At 34.8% G+C, this 17,910-nt stretch carries 21 protein-coding genes and 1 pseudogene; 11 read left to right on the top strand and 11 right to left on the bottom strand.

The features are described from left to right. Positions 1–68: 68 nt before the first annotated feature. Genes Q0K80_RS04720 through Q0K80_RS04710 form a run of 3 tightly spaced genes read right to left on the bottom strand, consistent with a single transcriptional unit; the run spans position 69 to position 2,265 of the window. A complete protein-coding gene (locus Q0K80_RS04720) occupies positions 69–923 on the bottom strand; it encodes a class I SAM-dependent methyltransferase (RefSeq protein ID WP_294603740.1) in 855 nt (284 codons plus the stop codon). A gap of 28 nt (positions 924–951) precedes the next feature. Next, positions 952–1,596 (bottom strand): histidine phosphatase family protein, encoded by a 645-nt coding sequence (locus Q0K80_RS04715; protein WP_294603738.1) that lies wholly within the window; start codon positions 1,594–1,596, stop codon positions 952–954. 24 nt (positions 1,597–1,620) lie between these two features. Continuing rightward, positions 1,621–2,265, bottom strand: a complete 645-nt coding sequence (locus tag Q0K80_RS04710) for a M57 family metalloprotease (protein WP_294603736.1) — start codon at positions 2,263–2,265, stop codon at positions 1,621–1,623. Between the two features lie 211 nt (positions 2,266–2,476). Here Q0K80_RS04710 and helD point away from each other — a divergent pair, with 211 nt between their 5' ends. Together helD and Q0K80_RS04700 are read left to right on the top strand one after the other, a co-directional pair. Next, positions 2,477–4,771: an RNA polymerase recycling motor HelD gene (gene helD / locus Q0K80_RS04705; protein WP_294603734.1), complete on the top strand. Its 2,295-nt coding sequence runs from the start codon at positions 2,477–2,479 to the stop codon at positions 4,769–4,771. A gap of 8 nt (positions 4,772–4,779) precedes the next feature. Next, positions 4,780–5,229, top strand: coding sequence for a GNAT family N-acetyltransferase (locus Q0K80_RS04700; protein WP_294603733.1), 450 nt, complete (start codon positions 4,780–4,782; stop codon positions 5,227–5,229). Positions 5,230–5,243: 14 nt separating this feature from the next. On the opposite strand, the gene Q0K80_RS04695 is transcribed toward Q0K80_RS04700, so the two are convergent. Further along, on the bottom strand, positions 5,244–5,804 hold the full coding sequence (locus Q0K80_RS04695; RefSeq protein WP_294603768.1) for a GDSL-type esterase/lipase family protein: 561 nt from the start codon (positions 5,802–5,804) through the stop codon (positions 5,244–5,246). Positions 5,805–5,910: 106 nt separating this feature from the next. Between Q0K80_RS04695 and coaA the strand changes: the two genes are divergently transcribed. The 3 genes from coaA to efp all read left to right on the top strand — a co-directional run bounded on the left by coaA (position 5,911) and on the right by efp (position 8,644). Beyond that, positions 5,911–6,825, top strand: coding sequence for a type I pantothenate kinase (gene coaA / locus Q0K80_RS04690; RefSeq protein ID WP_294603732.1), 915 nt, complete (start codon positions 5,911–5,913; stop codon positions 6,823–6,825). 75 nt (positions 6,826–6,900) lie between these two features. After that, complete coding sequence (locus Q0K80_RS04685) at positions 6,901–7,890, top strand: ornithine cyclodeaminase family protein (RefSeq protein WP_294603731.1); 990 nt, start codon at positions 6,901–6,903, stop codon at positions 7,888–7,890. Positions 7,891–8,071: 181 nt separating this feature from the next. Continuing rightward, positions 8,072–8,644, top strand: coding sequence for an elongation factor P (gene efp / locus Q0K80_RS04680; RefSeq protein ID WP_294603728.1), 573 nt, complete (start codon positions 8,072–8,074; stop codon positions 8,642–8,644). Between the two features lie 69 nt (positions 8,645–8,713). Here the strand turns inward: efp and Q0K80_RS04675 are convergent, their stop codons facing one another. Beyond that, entirely contained in the window at positions 8,714–9,577 is an 864-nt protein-coding gene (locus Q0K80_RS04675) for a MurR/RpiR family transcriptional regulator (protein WP_294603726.1), read from the bottom strand. A gap of 103 nt (positions 9,578–9,680) precedes the next feature. On the opposite strand from Q0K80_RS04675, the gene Q0K80_RS04670 reads away from it, so the two are divergent. From Q0K80_RS04670 to Q0K80_RS04650, 5 genes are read left to right on the top strand one after another with little or no spacing between them, the layout of a single operon-like run. Then, positions 9,681–10,772, top strand: coding sequence for a tyrosine-protein phosphatase (locus Q0K80_RS04670; RefSeq protein WP_294603725.1), 1,092 nt, complete (start codon positions 9,681–9,683; stop codon positions 10,770–10,772). Continuing rightward, positions 10,762–11,211, top strand: a complete 450-nt coding sequence (locus Q0K80_RS04665; RefSeq protein ID WP_294603724.1) for a PTS sugar transporter subunit IIA — start codon at positions 10,762–10,764, stop codon at positions 11,209–11,211. The genes Q0K80_RS04670 and Q0K80_RS04665 overlap by 11 nt, the downstream gene beginning before the upstream one ends. After that, a complete protein-coding gene (locus Q0K80_RS04660; RefSeq protein ID WP_294603723.1) occupies positions 11,192–11,668 on the top strand; it encodes a PTS sugar transporter subunit IIB in 477 nt (158 codons plus the stop codon). The genes Q0K80_RS04665 and Q0K80_RS04660 overlap by 20 nt, the downstream gene beginning before the upstream one ends. Continuing rightward, a complete protein-coding gene (locus Q0K80_RS04655; RefSeq protein ID WP_294603721.1) occupies positions 11,665–12,486 on the top strand; it encodes a PTS sugar transporter subunit IIC in 822 nt (273 codons plus the stop codon). Before Q0K80_RS04660 ends, Q0K80_RS04655 begins: the two co-directional genes overlap by 4 nt. Continuing rightward, on the top strand, positions 12,483–13,331 hold the full coding sequence (locus Q0K80_RS04650) for a PTS system mannose/fructose/sorbose family transporter subunit IID (RefSeq protein ID WP_294603719.1): 849 nt from the start codon (positions 12,483–12,485) through the stop codon (positions 13,329–13,331). The genes Q0K80_RS04655 and Q0K80_RS04650 overlap by 4 nt, the downstream gene beginning before the upstream one ends. 239 nt (positions 13,332–13,570) lie before the next feature. Here Q0K80_RS04650 and Q0K80_RS04645 read toward each other — a convergent pair whose 3' ends face one another. Both Q0K80_RS04645 and Q0K80_RS04640 read right to left on the bottom strand, forming a co-directional pair. Continuing rightward, on the bottom strand, positions 13,571–13,792 hold the full coding sequence (locus Q0K80_RS04645; protein ID WP_365935118.1) for a hypothetical protein: 222 nt from the start codon (positions 13,790–13,792) through the stop codon (positions 13,571–13,573). A gap of 18 nt (positions 13,793–13,810) precedes the next feature. Then, complete coding sequence (locus Q0K80_RS04640; RefSeq protein WP_294603717.1) at positions 13,811–14,230, bottom strand: hypothetical protein; 420 nt, start codon at positions 14,228–14,230, stop codon at positions 13,811–13,813. 187 nt (positions 14,231–14,417) lie between these two features. Here Q0K80_RS04640 and Q0K80_RS04635 point away from each other — a divergent pair, with 187 nt between their 5' ends. Continuing rightward, positions 14,418–14,759 carry a hypothetical protein gene (locus Q0K80_RS04635; RefSeq protein ID WP_294603716.1) on the top strand — a complete coding sequence of 114 codons (342 nt, stop codon included), beginning with the start codon at positions 14,418–14,420 and terminating at the stop codon, positions 14,757–14,759. A gap of 80 nt (positions 14,760–14,839) precedes the next feature. Here Q0K80_RS04635 and Q0K80_RS04630 read toward each other — a convergent pair whose 3' ends face one another. The 4 genes and pseudogenes from Q0K80_RS04630 to Q0K80_RS04615 form a co-directional block, all read right to left on the bottom strand. Next, positions 14,840–16,138 (bottom strand): extracellular solute-binding protein, encoded by a 1,299-nt coding sequence (locus Q0K80_RS04630; protein WP_294603714.1) that lies wholly within the window; start codon positions 16,136–16,138, stop codon positions 14,840–14,842. Continuing rightward, the gene (locus tag Q0K80_RS04625; protein WP_294603712.1) at positions 16,122–16,811 is read right to left on the bottom strand and encodes a response regulator transcription factor; all 690 of its coding nucleotides are present in this window, start codon (positions 16,809–16,811) and stop codon (positions 16,122–16,124) included. The genes Q0K80_RS04630 and Q0K80_RS04625 overlap by 17 nt, the downstream gene beginning before the upstream one ends. Then, on the bottom strand, positions 16,804–17,430 hold the full coding sequence (locus Q0K80_RS04620; RefSeq protein ID WP_294603710.1) for a sensor histidine kinase: 627 nt from the start codon (positions 17,428–17,430) through the stop codon (positions 16,804–16,806). The genes Q0K80_RS04625 and Q0K80_RS04620 overlap by 8 nt, the downstream gene beginning before the upstream one ends. Further along, a pseudogene (locus tag Q0K80_RS04615) lies at positions 17,319–17,910 on the bottom strand (hypothetical protein); the annotation flags it as partial. The pseudogene Q0K80_RS04615 and the gene Q0K80_RS04620, both read right to left, overlap by 112 nt.

The raw sequence follows: 17,910 nt of genomic DNA, 5'->3' as shown, positions 1-17,910 counted from the left end.
AAAAATATATACTTAAAAGCAAAATTAAAAATACTTCGAAAAAATTTTGAAGTATTGAATAGAAGTTATTAAAGCTTTTGTGCTACTACTGAAAAGGTCAATGGCACTTGCGGTAAATTTGTTGGTTGTATCCAGCCTTCTTGGTCTTTATCATAGACTAACGAAGGTAAAGACTTCCAATCACTAACCTGGTGTTCTCCGACATTTTTAATGGTCAAACCAGCATTAATTAATGTATTAATAATTTCTGCAAAATCATGCGCCCAATTATGATTAGTTTGATGTTTAATTTTCCCAGTAGAATTTGAGGTATATGAAGCATCTGATTCGTAGGTATTTTCAGTGCCACTAAAGTAATTTAACTTAATTTCCAGTCCAGCATTATCTAGTGCAAACAGTAGTGGATGATTATCGCGAATCATAAAAATACCCCCAGGCGCTAATAATTGCGCAATTGATTGTGCCCAAGACTTTAGTTCAGGTAGCCAGGTAATCGTACCGGCACTGGTTACAATTATATCAAATTTGCCCGTTTTTTCGGGTAAGGCTTTTGCGGCATAACGCGCGTCACCTTCTACATAGGTGATTGGAGTATTAGCCTCATTAGCTAGCTTGCGAGCATATTTTAAAGCTACAGGTGAAAAGTCAAGGCCATATACATCTTTAGCACCTAGACGTGCCCAGCTAAGAGTATCATCACCAATGTGGCATTGCAGATGAAGTAGTCGTTTGTTTTTAACCGTATTATGAGATAAGTATGGCTTGAGTACGGCGAAGTCACGCTTAACAGTTGTAGTAACAGCACTTTTATCTTTAACAAACTGAGTGAGATCGCCATAGCCACCATTTGCATGTACAACAGCACGGTCATTCCAGTTGTTTAAATTGTCAGTGATTTCTGAGTGCTCATTTTCTAATTGCATAAATTTTCTCCTATAATTAAAGAAAATACTACAGTTTCAGTTTGTCATATGAAACAATTTTCATTTCTTTATCCGTCATATTCATTATGGTAATTGAAGCGTTACGAGGCCGCTTTTTAATTTCAAAATCACCATAGCGGTCAGCAATGCTGTGGATGGTAAAGCCATGAGTAACAAGTAAGATGTTTTCTGCGCCATCTAACTGGCTGATTAATTTAAAACCCTTATCTAGTCTTTGCCAATATTCATGGGCATTCTCAGCGTCATGAAACGGGTCAGCTTCTTTAATCCAATCTTTAACAGTGTTTAGAGATTCATTTTTAAGCATTTCTGCGTGGCTGGTGTAACCATGTGGGCCGCTAATCATTTGCCAAGCAGCATCCGAATCCATACCTTCAAAATAGCCGTAAAAATGTTCACGGAAAAATGGGGTGGCAATGTGCTGAATTTCATCATGATTAATGTTGTGCTTAATAATAATATCGCAAGTATCACTTGCTCTCTTAAGATCACTTGACAAGGCAATATCAAAAGGAATGTCTTTCAAGACTTTTCCCACTTGTTCGGCTCCCGCAATTCCTTTTTCTGTGAGTGGTGTGTCACACCAGCCCTGCATTTTGTTATAACGATTAATATAGGTTTCACCGTGACGCACAATATATATTCTTTTCATTTTACTCCTCGCAAATTTTTCAACTTATTCCCCGTATAATTTTTCAACCTTTGCAACATCATCTGGCTCAATTGGATAGAGTGAACCGGTTGGATACATTACCGAAACCCCATTATTATGTTTAAGACCTATTGCATGTCCCAATTCATGTTCAACGGTATTAAGAATGCGTTGATACGTATAATTATATGGTGAAAAATTTTGTAAATAATAAATGTTCAACCTGGTTAAAGCAGAGTACATAATTCCAGTTTTAACATAATAATGAAAAGTAGTATACCCAGCATAGTTTGTGTTGGGACTATAAATCTGTTCTATTACAATCTTAGCATTTTTCTTGCTTTTGGCTTTGGTAAAAGTAAAAGCTTTAGTATCATTCCACTCTTTAATCGCCTCATTGGTAGCGGAAATCAGTTCTTGATTATCATTAAGATCAATGTAGACCGAAGCTGTAGGCTTTTTCCACCGCCAAGAAGTTGTAACAGCGGCATGCTTCTTTTTAGCCTTTTTGTGTTTTTTAGTTTTCTTTTTAGCCTTTTTAGCGTAAACAGTCTGAGAAGACCAGTTAGTTAATGAGTTATCAGCAACGGGAGTTATTGCACTTCCGATTGTCAGAATTACAACTAGTGCACACGCTAGTTTAGAAAAAAAATGACGAAAATTTTTCATACTTTAATCACTCCATTATCTTACATTATAGAGGAAAAATGGTAAAAGTTTCATATTTTACTAACTTTAGCATATTAAATTATAGTTATAAACTGTCTGAATTATCTTAATTGCCTATATTTTACTGATTGAAAAAATAAGTGCAAGATTTTAATATAAACCGATTTCATGGTAAAATAGAATGCAAGTTTTGAAAAAAATAGGTGAGTTTATGACAAAAGCGATGGATGATAAAGAATTTGAGCAAAAGCATCTCGACCGGATCTTGAAAATGATTAGAGCTAAAAAGTCCGAGTTGTCTTCGTCAATTAAGTCCGCTGAAGGTGAAGCCCAAGATCTTAATTCACACTTTTTTGATGATGTAAAACTAGATTATGACGGCTATTCAACGTCAATGGAAACTGCATTGTCTATTCACCAACAGCAGCAACTGCTTGATGAACGTCAAAATGCCTGGCAACATGCCGCAAAGCAACTGAGTACAGTGCAAGAACTAGAGCAAAAACCATATTTTGCCAGAGTAGATTTTAAAGAAAATGGAGAGAAACCAGAAACTATCTATATTGGTCTGGGCTCCTTTGCCGATAAGAATAACCATTTTCTAATTTATGATTGGCGAGCACCAATTTCTTCCATTTATTATGATGGAAAAATTGGGAAGGTTTCTTATATGTCTCCTGAGGGTGAAATTACCGTTGATATGACTAAAAAACGGCAGTTCGTGATTAAGGACGGCAAGATCGTTAATATGTTTGATACCAATGAATCCATTGGCGATCAAATGTTGCTGGAAGTTTTGGGCGAAAAATCCGGCACCCAGATGAAATCAATTGTTACGACTATTCAGCGTGAACAGAATAAGATTATTAGAAATACCGGTGCTGACTTGCTCTTTGTTCAAGGTGCAGCTGGTTCTGGGAAAACTTCTGCCATTTTGCAAAGAATTGCTTACCTGCTTTATCGCTACCGGGGCAAGTTAACCAGTAGTGATGTTATCATGTTCAGTCCAAACCAATTATTTAATGATTACATTAAGAATGTTTTACCTGAAATGGGCGAACAAAACATGGTCCAAATGACCTATTGGCAGTTTGTGGCTAGAAGATTGCCGGGAATGACAGTCGAAAACTTGTTTGACCAATTTGAAGATAGTGCAGCTGATTCCGCCATTAGTCAGTTTAAGGACTCTACAAATTTCTTTAATTTATTGCACCATTATGCTAAACATCTTAATAATCGCGGGGTAGTTTTTAAAAATATTTACTTCCGCAATAAAAAGAAACCATTTTTTACAAAAGAAAAAATCAATGAACTCTACTATTCATTTAATTCTAACTATAATTTAAGTAACAGAATTGACGCTACACGTGAAGAATTAATTAAGTCACTTAATCGCAAAATTAATGGTGAAACTAAAAAGGCATGGGTATCTGACGCTATCCAAAACTTGAGCCAAGAGCAATTGAATGCTTTGTATGATCGGCCGGACCAAGAATTTGAATCTGAAGAAAAAGAGGAAAAATTCCTCAGCCGTAAAATCGTTGTCAAAGCACTAGAAAAAGTTTTCCAACAAATTAGACGCAATAATTTTATTAACATGCGCGCCCAGTACTTGAGTTTTTTACGTGCAGTTCCTAAAATGACTGATTTAGCTAAGTGGCAAATTAGCGAAAAAGACTGGGAAAAACATGTTGAAGATGTCAAGCAAAGCTTTATGAAACATTATATTTATATGAATGATGTTTCAGCGTATTTATATCTTTATGATCTAATTACGGGTCGTCACGTAGATTATGAAATGCGCTATGCTTTTATTGATGAAATTCAAGATTATACCCCGTTTCAACTTTGTTATCTCAAGTATAATTTTCCCCGCGCCAAATTTACTATGCTGGGCGACTTAAATCAGGCTATTTTTACTAAAGATGAAAGTAGAAGTCTGCTCAAGCAGATTAGTGGTCTGTTTGATCCTGAAAAAACTGATGTGGTGCAATTAACCAAATCATATCGCTCAACTAAGCAACTGACAGAATTTACCAAGCAAATTCTGCGGCAAGGCGAAAAAATTGAATCATTTAACCGCCAAGGACCTAAACCGGTTCTGTGGGAGCGGTCCAATAATACTGCTGCTATGCAGGCACTAGAACAAATTTTAAGTGAAAATGATCAAGCCAAAATGACAACAGCGATCATCACCAAAGACTTAGCCAGCGCGAAAATTGTAGCGCAGAAACTAAAAGCGGATAAGGTAAAGGCAACGTTGATTGCTACTGCCAACCAACGTTTGGTAAATGGTACTCTTGTCATCCCGTCATATTTAGCTAAGGGTCTGGAATTTGACGCAGTCATTATGTGGGATGCTTCAAAAGAAAATTATCATCGCATTGATGAAACACAACTTGTCTACACAATCACTTCGCGTGCAATGTACAAGCTTGATATTATTTATACAAAAGAAAAGAGTCCACTTCTTAAAGTGGACCCGGAAACTTATGTGGAAAAGTAGGAAATTCTATGACTGAAAGTGAAAAATTTACGTTTAAAACAGTTGCACAAATGACAGGACGGGAAATGTTTTGTGTTGCTCGTTTGCGGATAGATACATTTGTAACGGAACAGGAAATTACTGTACCCGAGCTGGATGACGAAGATTTGGACGCTATTCAAGTCTATTTACTGAATGATCAAAAAACAAACGCTCTGGCTGTTTGCCGCATTTTTCAAGAAAAAGACAAGTGGATGTTAGGTAGAGTAGCAGTTGCTACAGAAGCCCGCGGGCAAAAACTGGGTACCAAAATGATGACTCAGGTTCACGAATACTTGCGTAATCAGGGGGTTGACCGCCTTTATTGTCATGCACAATGGCAGGCTAAACCCTTCTACGACTTTTTAGGCTACCATACTAAAGGTGAGCTTTTTACAGAAGCTGATATTAAGCATGTAATGATGTATAAGGATTTATAAGATGAAAACTTGCACTACAATTGTGCAAGTTTTTGTTTAATTGCCGTTACTACCAGGTTAATTAAAATTTGATTTCCTGCAGGTGTAAGATGCTGACCATCTTCTTGGTAGTACGAAGATAAATTTTCTAACTGACAAAAATTAGCGATCAAGTTAATGAAAGGAATGTTATATTTGCGGGCACAATCTGCAGCAATTTGATTATAAATCGTCATATTTTGGTGGTTGTAATATTGCATAATATACTTATTATTAGGATCCTCATAAGCAGGACCTACAATAATTATTTTCGTTGCCCCAATACTTTTAACCATGTTGTTAAGATTTGCAGCATACTCTTCGCTACTGATGCCCCAACCAGTAGACATTTCGTTTGTACCATATTCAAGGACCACTATGTCAGAATCTGTTGGAATTAAGTTTAAGCGTTGCTTGCCTTGAACTGTTGTAGCACAACTTAAGGATAAGTTGCTAATTTGAGCTTGACCAACAAATTCTTTTTGCACTCTAGCCGTTATTACGTTAGTATCATGACCAGCACGGTAACCATTAAACAGGGAGTCACCAAATAAGATTATTTTTTCATAGTTTTGCCTTTCTGTATGATTAAGGAAATTAATTAAAGAACTTTATACTTTTATTTTACTATATTATAAGAATTAAAATTCAAGGATATCTAGGATGAAAAATTATTTACAGTTTAATAGAGAAGAATGGCAGTCACTGTCTGCCACTGAACCGGTTAAGATAACTCAAGATGAATTAGCCAAAATTAAATCTTTAGGAGATATTATCAATTTAACTGATGTACAAGAAGTATATGGCAGTTTAATTAAGTATCTTTATTTGATCTATCAAGAGAAAAGAAATTTGCAGCAAAAGCAAGGCAGTTTTTTACACCAAAAAGTTGCAAGCGCACCCTTTATTATTGGAATTTCAGGTTCTGTAGCAGTGGGAAAGTCAACTACTGCACGGCTTTTGCAAATATTACTTAGTCGTTCATATCCAGGTTTAAAAGTGCATTTAATGACTACAGATGGTTTTATTTATTCCAATCAAGAATTAACCCGGCGCAATTTAACCGATCGCAAAGGTTTTCCTGAAAGTTATAATATGAACTTGCTTATCAATTTTTTACAAGATGTCTTAAGTGGCAAGAAGGATATTGTTTACCCACTATATTCTCAAGAGTTAAGTGATATTGTTCCCGGAAAATATGGTCACGTACGTGAGCCTGATATTTTAATTATTGAAGGAATTAACACGTTGCAACTACCTACTAATGGTCAAATTGTAACCAGCGATTTTTTTGATTTCTCAATTTATATTGATGCACCAGAAGACTTGATTGAAAAATGGTTTATGCAGCGCTTTGTCAGACTGATGGAGCTAAATAAAAATAATCCACATAATTTTTATTATGAAATGGCTAATGGGCCGCGGGATGAAGCTCTCATATTTGCACAAGAAACTTGGCAAATGGTTAATTTGGTTAATTTACGAGAATATATTGCCCCTACCAAACAGCGTGCCAGTTTGATTTTACATAAAGCTGCTGGCCACGTTATTGACAAAATTTATCTTAAACAAATTTAATATGTGCTGGGTATAGCTTTAATTTATAATAGGCTTTAGAATCATGATATTGAGAGATAACATGAGGAAGGGTAAATGTTACTGTTAAACAGAAGTGATATTGAAAAATGTTACTCATTAAAAGATTGCATTGCTGCGGTCAGTGACGCTTTTCGTTACTTCTCTGCCGGTAAAGTAGATGTACCATTAAGAACTCAAATTCTTAAGCAAAATGGTAAGGATACTTTCTTATGTATGCCCGCTTTTTGTGAAGATTACGAAGCTGCCTGCGTGAAAGTATTGAATATGTTTCCTGAAAATATTAGTCATGGATTGCCATCTATTAATGCCCAAGTTCTAAATATCGATGCCCAAACCGGTGTAGTTAATGCTATATTGGACGGTAATTATGTGACCCAATTGCGTACGGGTTCTGCTTCGGGAGTTGCAATCAAGTACTTGGCAAAAAAGAATTGTAAAAAGGGTGCCTTAATTGGTACTGGCGGACAGGCGGCAACGCAGCTTGAAGCCATGCTGATTGTGCGAGACCTGAATGAGGTAGTCGTGAGTGACCTTGATTTTGAGCGAGCTCAAAAGTTTGCCGCAAAAATGCAAAAGGACTTGGCACAATACCACACCAAAATCACGGCGGTTGACACTGGAAATGAAGCGGTACAGGATGCAGATGTGGTCATATCTGTCACGCCGTCAATTAAACCAGTTTATGACGCTCAATTTATTAAGCAAGGTGCTACCATTTGCGGTGTGGGTGCCTATCAACCACAAATGGAAGAAACGCCAGCGGAACTAGTTGCTAAAGCGGATAAAATTTATTTTGATTCCAAAGACGCTGTTTTGGCTGAATCGGGTGACATAATTATTCCGTTAAATAAAGGCTTGGTTTCTAATGCCGATTTTACTGGGGAAATTGGTCAAGTCGTGAGCGGTGAATTGACAGGACGCGAAAATGATAACGAAATAATTTTCTTTGAAACGGTTGGTATAGCAGCACAAGATCTAATGGCCACCAAGTCCATTTATGATAATGCTGTAAAGCAAAACGTTGGAACTCAAGTTAACATGTAAGTCTCAACTTTTTAGTTTATTTAAAATGATTGATTTTATGGTGTTGATAAAGTCCAAATTTTGCTATACTAATCATTATGAATGAGATTTATTTATTATTAATAAAAAAGTTTGCTTTACCTCCGGCGTGGTTTCCTGAAGTCAGTAATTAATTTAATAAATGGATTTAAGGGAGTAAAAAATGGTACAAGCAATTAACTTAAAAAAAGGTATGGTTTTTAGTCAAAACGGCAAACTAATTCGAGTTTTGAAAGCTAACCACCATAAGCCCGGGAAGGGCAACACCGTTATGCAAATGGATTTGCGCAACGTTGAAAGTGGTGCTGTGGTTCATAAGACTATGCGCCCGACTGAGAAAGTGGATTTAGTTGATATCACTAAGAAAAACGCACAATATCTTTATAATGAGGGTGATATTTACACTTTCATGGATACAGGAACTTATGAACAGTATGAAGTTTCAAGTGAACAATTAGGTGATGACAAACTCTATTTGATGCCTAATATTGAAGTTCAGTTGGAATTTGCCAATAACAGTAAATTGCTGGGTGTTGAATTACCGTCAACTGTAACGATGAAAGTAACTCATACTGAACCAGGCATTAAAGGTGCTACTGTTACTGGTTCTGGTAAACCAGCCACAATGGGAACCGGCTTAGTAGTGCAAGTTCCCGACTTTATTAAAGAAGGCGAGGAGCTGGTTATTAATACAGCTGAAGGTTCCTATAAGTCGAGAGCTGAAGGAAGTAAATAATACGTATTTACTATCAGAATAATAAGAGGACGTAATTTTTATAATTACGTCCTTTTTATTGCTTTATTACTAAATATCGCCCACAGCTTTTCTAGTAGTAAGCATTGACTCTTGTAAATCAGTTTCTTCTTGCAAGCATGAAGTCAAAATATCAATTAGGTACATATTCGAAAACTGGGAATTAATAAATTTCTCGTTATTAGCAAATCGCGGATTATATACGTGAAAAATCAAGTCACTAAGTTGGGCAACCGGATTTTCAAGATAACTGGTAATCGAAACAATTTTTGCGTGATGTTTCTGCGCTAAGGTCAGTGTTTTAACAATGCAGTCAGTTGTACCGCTATTTGATACAGCTAAAAAAATATCATTACTTTGGGCAATACTAGCACGCATTTCCATCCAATTAGGATCGCTGAAGCTCTGGGCATCAAATCCCATGCGCATAAGTCTCAGACCAAATGTAGCAGCAGAGACACCAGAACTACTGGAACCAATTACAATAATATGTTCTTGCTTTTTTAACAACGCAATAAACTGCTTGATTAGACTTTGATCTATCATTTGCTGAGTATTTTTAATGACTGTTTGATAAAAAGTAAAAACTTCACTTAAAATGTCATCTTTTTGTTTAGGAACAGTATTAATCAAATGGTGACCAATGCTAACTTTCATGTCGGAATAACTTTGACATCCGATTTTCTTAACGAACCTAGTAATAGTAGAAATAGAGGTAGAAGTGTGATGGGCCAGTTCAGTAATTTTCATATTATTTATTTGAGGACTGTTTTGCAAAATATAATTGGCAATAACTTTTTCATTTTTAGAAAAATTTAAATATTTTTTTTGGATTGCTATAAGCGGATTCAAAATAATTTCTTCCCAAGAAAGCCTTAAAGTTTGTTGTAAGCGGATAGATTTACTCTTTTTCATTGTACTACTTTTTGTCAAAAATGAAAATAATTTTCTTTAAAAATAAATTGCGAAAAATATTTTCTTGTAGTATTATCAGTAATGAAAGGGGTATCAAAAGCTAATGAAAAAGCAACCATACATTTTACCAAACATTTATATGAAGCGTGATGGCGATCAGCTGACTATTAAATTACAAAATGAAAATGGTGGACCTTATCAACTCTTAATGGGTGACGTGCCAGAATCTGAAAAAATTCAAAAGGTTATAGCGGAAAGCTCAAGCGGTGATTTTACAGTTAAAATCCCACGAAAGGATTTACCCAAATACTATATTATCAAAAGCACTAATTCACATTTTGCGACGAATATCTTTGCTGAACGAGTTATTCCACTTGAAAATGCAATAAATATTCGAGATATGGGCGGATATGCAGCCAAAGACGGACGCTTTTTAAAATGGGGTGTTTTGTTTCGCGGAGATCAGTTATCAAAACTGGATGAAAATGACCAGCAAATATTAACAAATTATAACTTACAAACAATTGTTGATTATCGTTCACCACATGAAAGACAGTATCATCCCAATAAATATTTGCCTACAGTTTTACAAATTCTCAATTGTGATCCACAGTCAAGTTTTTCTGAGGCTGCAGCTAATGTAGTTGATTTAAAAGGTGAAAATGAAAAATTGGTGCAGTCTTTGGAAAATGGCGAGGTCCCAGAAAAGTATATTAACGATCGGGGCGAAAATGTCATTGAAAGTTATGAGGACCTGGTGACCTCACCAATTGCACAAAAAGCATATGGCAGAATGCTAAAAGCTGTTGTGCGCAGAGAAGCTTTGCCATTGCTCCATCATTGTCGTGGTGGCAAAGATAGAACCGGTTTTGGTTCAATGCTGATATTGCTGCTTTTGAACATCAAAGAAGAAGATATTGTGCGCGATTATATGCTGACTAAGATTATTCGCAAAGAAAGAAACCAGCTAAAGTATGACTTGTACCATAAACTGGTTCAGAAAAAATCATATCTTGATTATTTAATGGCTATGATTGACACGCGCGAAAGTTACATTAAAGCGGCAATCAATAAAATATACGAGCTTTTTGGTACTCCTGAAAACTACTTTCAACAACATTTTAACTTAACTATGACAGAAATTAATCATGCCAGAAATTTTTACTTAGAAAAGGGGAATGAAAATGGCAGATAAAAATACCGCAGTTGCGGTGATTTTAGCTAGTCATGGCTACTTGGCAAAAGAAGCACTGCGTAGTGCAGAAATGATTGTAGGTAAGCAAGATAATTGTGCTTATTTGGCTGTGACTGAAAACATGAACTTGGACCAAGCAAAAGAAAAAATGAATCAAATGTATGATGAACTTGACACCTGTAATGGTACCATCATTATTTGCGACATTTTAGGTGGCACCCCGTCAAATGTCAGTGGTACCTTTTGCTTAGAAAAAGAAAATATCTTGGTGTTAAGCGGGTTAAATTTGCCAATGCTGTTAGACTTATTTACCAATCGTAATCGCAGTTTGGCTGAACTAGCAGAATCACTTGAGAAGTCCTACAACATGGGATTTCAGAATATTTCAGAAAGATTTAAAGAAGAGGAGCAAGACGAAGATGGCAGTGGAATTTTATAGAATTGATGATCGTTTAATTCACGGACAAGTGGTAACAACTTGGCTCAATGTTAAGCAGATTGAGCAGGTAATCATTGTCGATGATAAAGTTGCTAAGGACAAAATTCAATCGAATGTTTTAAAAATGAGCGTTCCGCGTAATGTTAAGTTACATATTTTTTCGACTGAAAAATTTTTAAAAATTGTTCCTCACAACCCGGTAACAAGGAGAACCATGCTTTTGTTTGCCTCTCCATTTACGGTGGAAAAGATTGTTGACAGTGGTTATCAGATACCGAAATTAAATATTGGTGGCATTCGCGGCAACGATGAACGTAAACAATATACCAAAGCTGTTTTCTTAACTGATGAGGAAAAGAAATCACTGGAGAAATTGTTGGATTTAGGAGTAGATATAGAGATTCAAATGGTTCCAACAGATGGAGCCGTTAAATTAAGTGAGGTTTTACAAAAATGAAAGTCTTTATCTTAACGGCTTTGGCCTTTCTCTTAGGGATTGATAACGTCAGTACAAAGATGTTCAGGCGGCCTTTGTTAATTGCACCAATTGTGGGTATTATTTTAGGCAATTTGCAAGCCGGACTTATTATTGGCGCAACACTTGAAGTTATGTGGATGGGTATTGGTGATGTTGGTGCTTATATGGCTCCAGATATCATTACCGGTACGATGATTAGTACTTCACTTGCAATAATGGGTAACACTAGTGGCAATATTTCGACAATGGTGGCAACTGCCATTACACTGGCTGTCCCAACTTCAATTTTGGCGCAACAACTACTTGTTTTAATCGAAACAATTAACTGTTCTCTTAATGGCTGGGCTAAACGGCTAGCAGATAACGCAGACGTTAAAGGTACATTTTGGCTAACATGGCCACCTGCATTTTTATACGGTTTTGCTTGCGCATTCCCTACTTTTTTGGCTCTGCAATTTGGTGCCGGTGCCATTCAACAAGCAATAAATGACCTGCCTAAATTTATCATTAATGGCTTAAGTACGGCAGGCTCCATCATTCCTTCAGTGGGTATTGCACTATTAATGATGACAATGCTTAAAAAAGGTGAATTATGGATGTTTATTATTTTAGGCTTCGTCTTATCTTCCTATTTAAAATTGGATATATTACCAATTACATTGATCGCTTTGGTGTTTGCTTTCTTATACGAAAGAGCAACTCGTGAGCCCAGTGCTAAAGCTCAAGTTTCACCAAAAACTCAAGTCGACAATTCAAATAGCGCTGAAGAAGACGATGAGGAGGACTATGACCTATGAGTGAAGAAAAATTAACTGCGCCAGAACATAAATTGAACAATAGAGATATTTGGCGCATGTTTATGCGACTCAATACAATGCGCATTACCCTAAACTATGAAACACTGCAAGGTGTAGGATTTATGCGGGCAATCGCACCGGCTCTGGCAAAGATTTATCCTGATAAAAAAGACTTATCAGAAGCTATGAAGCGGCATTTGGTTTTCTATAATTCTCACGTTAACTTCGATGCCGTGATTTTAGGATTATCAGCTGCGATGGAGGAGACAACGACTCCCGATGAAAAAGATGGGATCAATCCATTAAAAACCGGTTTGATGGGGCCATTAGCTGGTTTAGGCGATAGTCTGATCAAATTTACCTGGCTGCCAATCGTTGGTAGTATTGGTGCTTCAATTGCTTTTGGTGGCAGTATCTTTGGCCCGATTTTAATGTTTATTCTCTACAATGTAATTAACATGGGGGCAAGATACTATGCCGTCTCATTTGGTTATAAAAAGGGCATTGATTTTTTAAATAATAACGAACAAAACGATGTTATTCAGCGTATTTCCACAATGGCTAATGTAGTAGGACTAATGGTGGTTGGCGCTTTGATTTCAACGGTTATTAAGGTCAAAACACCATTAAAAATTGTGGTTCATTCTAATGTCTCTAATAAAGTTGGTGGCAATGTCATTAGCTTGCAAACAATGTTTGATAAGATTATGCCAGGTTTGTTAAGCTTACTGATAACTGTTTTGGTTTACTACATCTTAAAGAAGACTAATGGTAAACATGCAGCAATGTTAATTATTGCGATGATGGTAGTAGTAGTTGGCTTAACCTATTTCAAGATTTTGTAATATGAATTAATTAATTTAAAAACTTCAATATAATAAAAAGAGACTGCTGAATATGTTAAAAACGATGATTTAGTAGTCTTTTTTTATATAGCTATACTCTGAAAATAAAATACAAATTACGATTAGTTTTTAATTTTTTCGGTTTTTTAAAAAAATATCGAATTTGTGCTTTTGGCGGCAGTCATACTTTGCTTATTTTGATAACTCAGCTTATACTGCTTAAAAATAGTTCCAAATGCTTATTTATTTTTTCTAGAACTGTCATGAATAAATAACTTACGAGTATCAAAGGTAGTCTTATGATAAATTGTATTATATAGCTTTCTTTTTGGATGGGCCCAACCCATTCCACGTTTACCATAGTTGGGAATAATAACTCTTTTTATAGCCCTCTTTGCTCTTCCTTTTGTTCTGGCAGAGATAGACCTTCTTAAACTAGGCTTTCTAAAACCGATTTTGATCATTATTTAATCTTCTCCCTAATCTTCCCATTTACATAAGGTATAACCTTGATTAATAGCCTTTTTTAATGATATCTTGGTTATGTTTCCATGCGCTCTGCGCAAACCACGACAACTTGGATTAAAATGGTATCTTCTCCCTGAATTAGGAGCTATATAGACTTTGCGTATATTACGTTTGGTGACACCTTTCCGCTTTTTTTGCTTTCTTTTTGCAACTGACTTTCTTTTGCGAGTAGCTCTTCTTCTTTTAACAGTTACTTTTTCAGTAACTACTTTTTTCGCATTACTTTTTACTACTTTGGTAGATTTGGCAATAACAGTTTGTTGTGCATCTTGCATACCTGTGTTACCAGAAACAAAATTAGTAAAAAAAGTTATAAAAATAACAATAACACAAAACCACCATTTTTTATTAAAAGGTTTTTTGTACTGCATATTTTACCTCCTCAATAATACAATCAGTTCTTTAATATAATCATATCGCATATAGGAATAAAATGTTAAAGTTTTTTATATAAATGAATACATATGAAATGTATTTGCTGTTATAAGTATTTATTGAGTAAAAAAATCTCGCTTTACTTTTAACCAATACTTGTATAATAATTGTGGAGGCGAGACTATGAGTATAGGACCTTTGTCAGAATGGGTGACAGTGCTTGCCGAAATTGTAGCTGTTTGTGTTGCACTATTTTTGCCCGTTTATGATAAAAAACAGGAAAAGCGTAAAAAGACACGTAATATGAAGGCTATTTTTAGGTTTTTAATTAAAAAAGCTTTAGAAGAAAAAGATACTTCAAACTTGGAATCATACTTTAAAATAAGTTATCTCATTATTGACAGTAATGATGATAAGCAAATTTATTCATTAGTACAGCAAGCAATTGAAATTCTAAATAATCAGAATATTCCGGAAGATAAAAAAGAAGTAAATATTGAGCAGATATTAGAATATCTTAAGTAAGAAAATGGCCAGAAAAACTATGATAGGGAGATAAATAAAAATGCACTTTTAAATCTTAAAAGTGTATTTTTTAATAATAGTTAATTTGTTTCGCTTTGATTGACTTGTAATTGAATGTTAAATAACTGAGTCTCTAAATTACCAGCTTTTAACGCATTTTGTATTTTGTAATCTAATTTTTCAGACTTGTCATTGTAATCTTTAAATTTTGGTAGACTTGTACCGTCTTTCATTATTAAGTCGAGCTTTTTAATAGTTAGATTATGAAAGCTAATTACTTTTTCGTCCAGAATTTTTTGAGTCTTTTTATTGTTTACAACAGCAGGTAAAACAGAGCATCCCATATTAGTTTTCATTACTTCTTTTTGTACGGTTTTATTAGTGCAGAGTAATTTCATAAATTCCCAAGCTCCTTTTGTATTTTTAGCTTTACTCGAAATAGCAAACATTGTGGTCTCAATTGGGGTTGCTTTGATTCCTTTGATACTAGGCATTTTGGTGCATTCCCATAAAAATTTATTATTGCGGGTAATATGGAAAGGATAAGAAGTATAAGTCCGATACTGGGCAAGTCCTAATGGCATAAAAGCTACACGACCTTTATCGAATAATTGTGAAGTAACATTAAAAGTAGACTGGTCATTAACAATATTTTCAATAAGGGTGAAAGCTCGTCTGGAACGATCAGATGTCAATTCAACTTTTCCATCATTTGTATTAAATAATTTTGCTCCATAGGCGTATTGAGCATCTTGCCAATTATAATTCATAGTTACACCATAATATTTCTTTTTAGTGTTTGAATAAGTAATTTTACGACATAGTTTATAAAACTTCTGTGGTGTCCAATTATAACTAGGTGTACTCATTTTAAATTTTTCCAGCAATGTCTTATTCATTACCATTAAAGTAGGATTAGCTTCATAAGGCAATGCAAGTTGCTGATTGCCATATTTTCCTGCCTTAAGTGCACTGGCGTAAAACGTTGAGGGCTTAATATTATCTTGTGACATAAATGAAGATAAATCTTTAAATGTACCCTCATTGGCCAAAGCGTTAAAATCTCTATTAGGAACAATAATGAGATCTGGAGTTTTATTCTCAATGATTTTTTCACTTAACCAGTTACGGTAATCATCCTGTTGAATGCCACTTTCATATTTGATTTTGATTTCAGGATGTTCTTGTTTAAATTTACGAATTGCATAATCGATTACTTTATATTGATGGCCATTTGGTACATTCCAACTGCTACTGGTATAAAGTCCGATTGTTAAGGTTTTCTCGTTTTGCTGCAAATGATGGTACCAATAGAAAATTCCCAAAACAATTAGGGTAACTAAACAAATAAATGTAATAATTTTATTTCTGTGTTTCATTATCGTCCTTAATATTTTCGCTTGTAACTCCAGTTTGAACAGCCCAAATCGCCAATTGTGTACGATCTCTTAACTGTAATTTATCTAAAATTTTTGAAATGTAGTTACGAACTGTTCCTTCTGATAAAAACAATTTGGCTGCAATCTCTTTATTAGAAAGTCCAAAACCAACTTGCTGAATTACCAACCATTCATGTTGAGAAAAATTCTGCGTGTCTTTATCGTTAACATGAATAGCGTAATTAGCTTGTGCTATTTTTGAAAAAAGACGAAAAACTTTTTCAGTAATATCAGGGTTTATCATTGCACCACCTTGATATATTGTTTTGATCGCATTATAGAGCTCCTTTGTTGATGCACCTTTTAATAAATAACCTGAAGCTCCATATTTTAAAGCGCTAAAAATAAAATCATCATCATCAAAAGTAGTTAAAATTATTACCTTAATATTTGGATACTTTTCTTTAACATATTTTGTGCAAACTGTTCCATCCATTACAGGCATGCGTACATCCATTAAAATAATATCGGGTTTTTTCTTTTTAATGCTTTCTAATACTTCTTGTCCATTTGCAACAGTATCTGTAACAGAAAAATCTTTATTGACCTCAAGAATAATCTTTAGTGAATCTCTTATTAATTGTTGGTCATCGGCTATCATAATTTTAATCATATGTATCACCCTCTGCTGGAATATCAACTACTATTTTAAAACCATCATGTCCGTCAAAACTGATTTTGCCATTGATAATAGCAACCCTTTCTTTCATTTGCGTAATACCATAGCCTGGTATAATTTTTTTGGCTCCTGTGCCGTTGTCCTTGATTACCATTTGATAAGTATTTTTATTGGGCAAAGTACATACAATAGAAACTTGACTTGCGTGCCCGTGTCTAAGTGAATTGGTAATTGATTCTTCAATAATGCGAAAAACCACGTCCTCAGTCGTCTTTTCAAAGTCAGCAGATCCCCAATGATAAGAAAAATCAATTTTAATACGAGAGATGTCTGAATACTCTTTTAGCATTTTTTTTAAGGATTCTTGTAAGGTGTAGCGATTTAATGCTCCTGGACGAATACGGTTTAGTGCTTTACGCACATCTTTAATTCCTTGTTTAACAGCAATCTGAATTTTCTCCAACTGCTTTTTGGTTTCTTCTTTATTAATATCAATTAAAACTAAAGTAGCATCAATTCCAGCAGCGATACCTGTGAGTGCGTGACCCACAGAATCATGTATATCACGTGCAATGCGTTTTCTTTCACGATCTTTTGCGATATATTCTGACAAAGCAGCGTAATTTTTAATTCATAGTTGGCTTTGGAAGCTAAAGCCAATTTGTTTTGAATATCATTTTCTTGGTTTAACTGGTAAATAGCAAAATAAATTAGAATTAAAATGAATAAGGTCAAATTTACAATGGTAATAAAGTTTTTCCAAACTAATAATTTTGGCCCGATATTGATGGGTAAGAAATTTAAGTAAATTGTTAAATCTGGTAAGGTTATAAAATGGCTAAGAATTGAATAGTCTGTGATTACAAGTAAAAAAAGTAAAAATACAACAACTACTACCCAGACTAAATAGTCACGAAAGTCATATTGATTACGGTTACTAATAATAAAATCTACAAAAATCAATAAAAAGATACCATTATATGTTAGTCGCAGAGATAAGAAAACGAAAATTGCCAAAATAAATTCTACAAAAATGATAATATTATTTAATTTTGTGTCCTGCTTAAAGGCGTAATAATAATGATGAAAAGAC

The sequence above is a fragment of the uncultured Lactobacillus sp. genome, from assembly GCF_945290125.1.
Lineage (GTDB): Bacteria > Bacillota > Bacilli > Lactobacillales > Lactobacillaceae > Lactobacillus > Lactobacillus rizhaonensis.
Note: the sequence above shows the minus strand (reverse complement) of the source record. Positions and strands in the feature narration are given on the sequence as shown.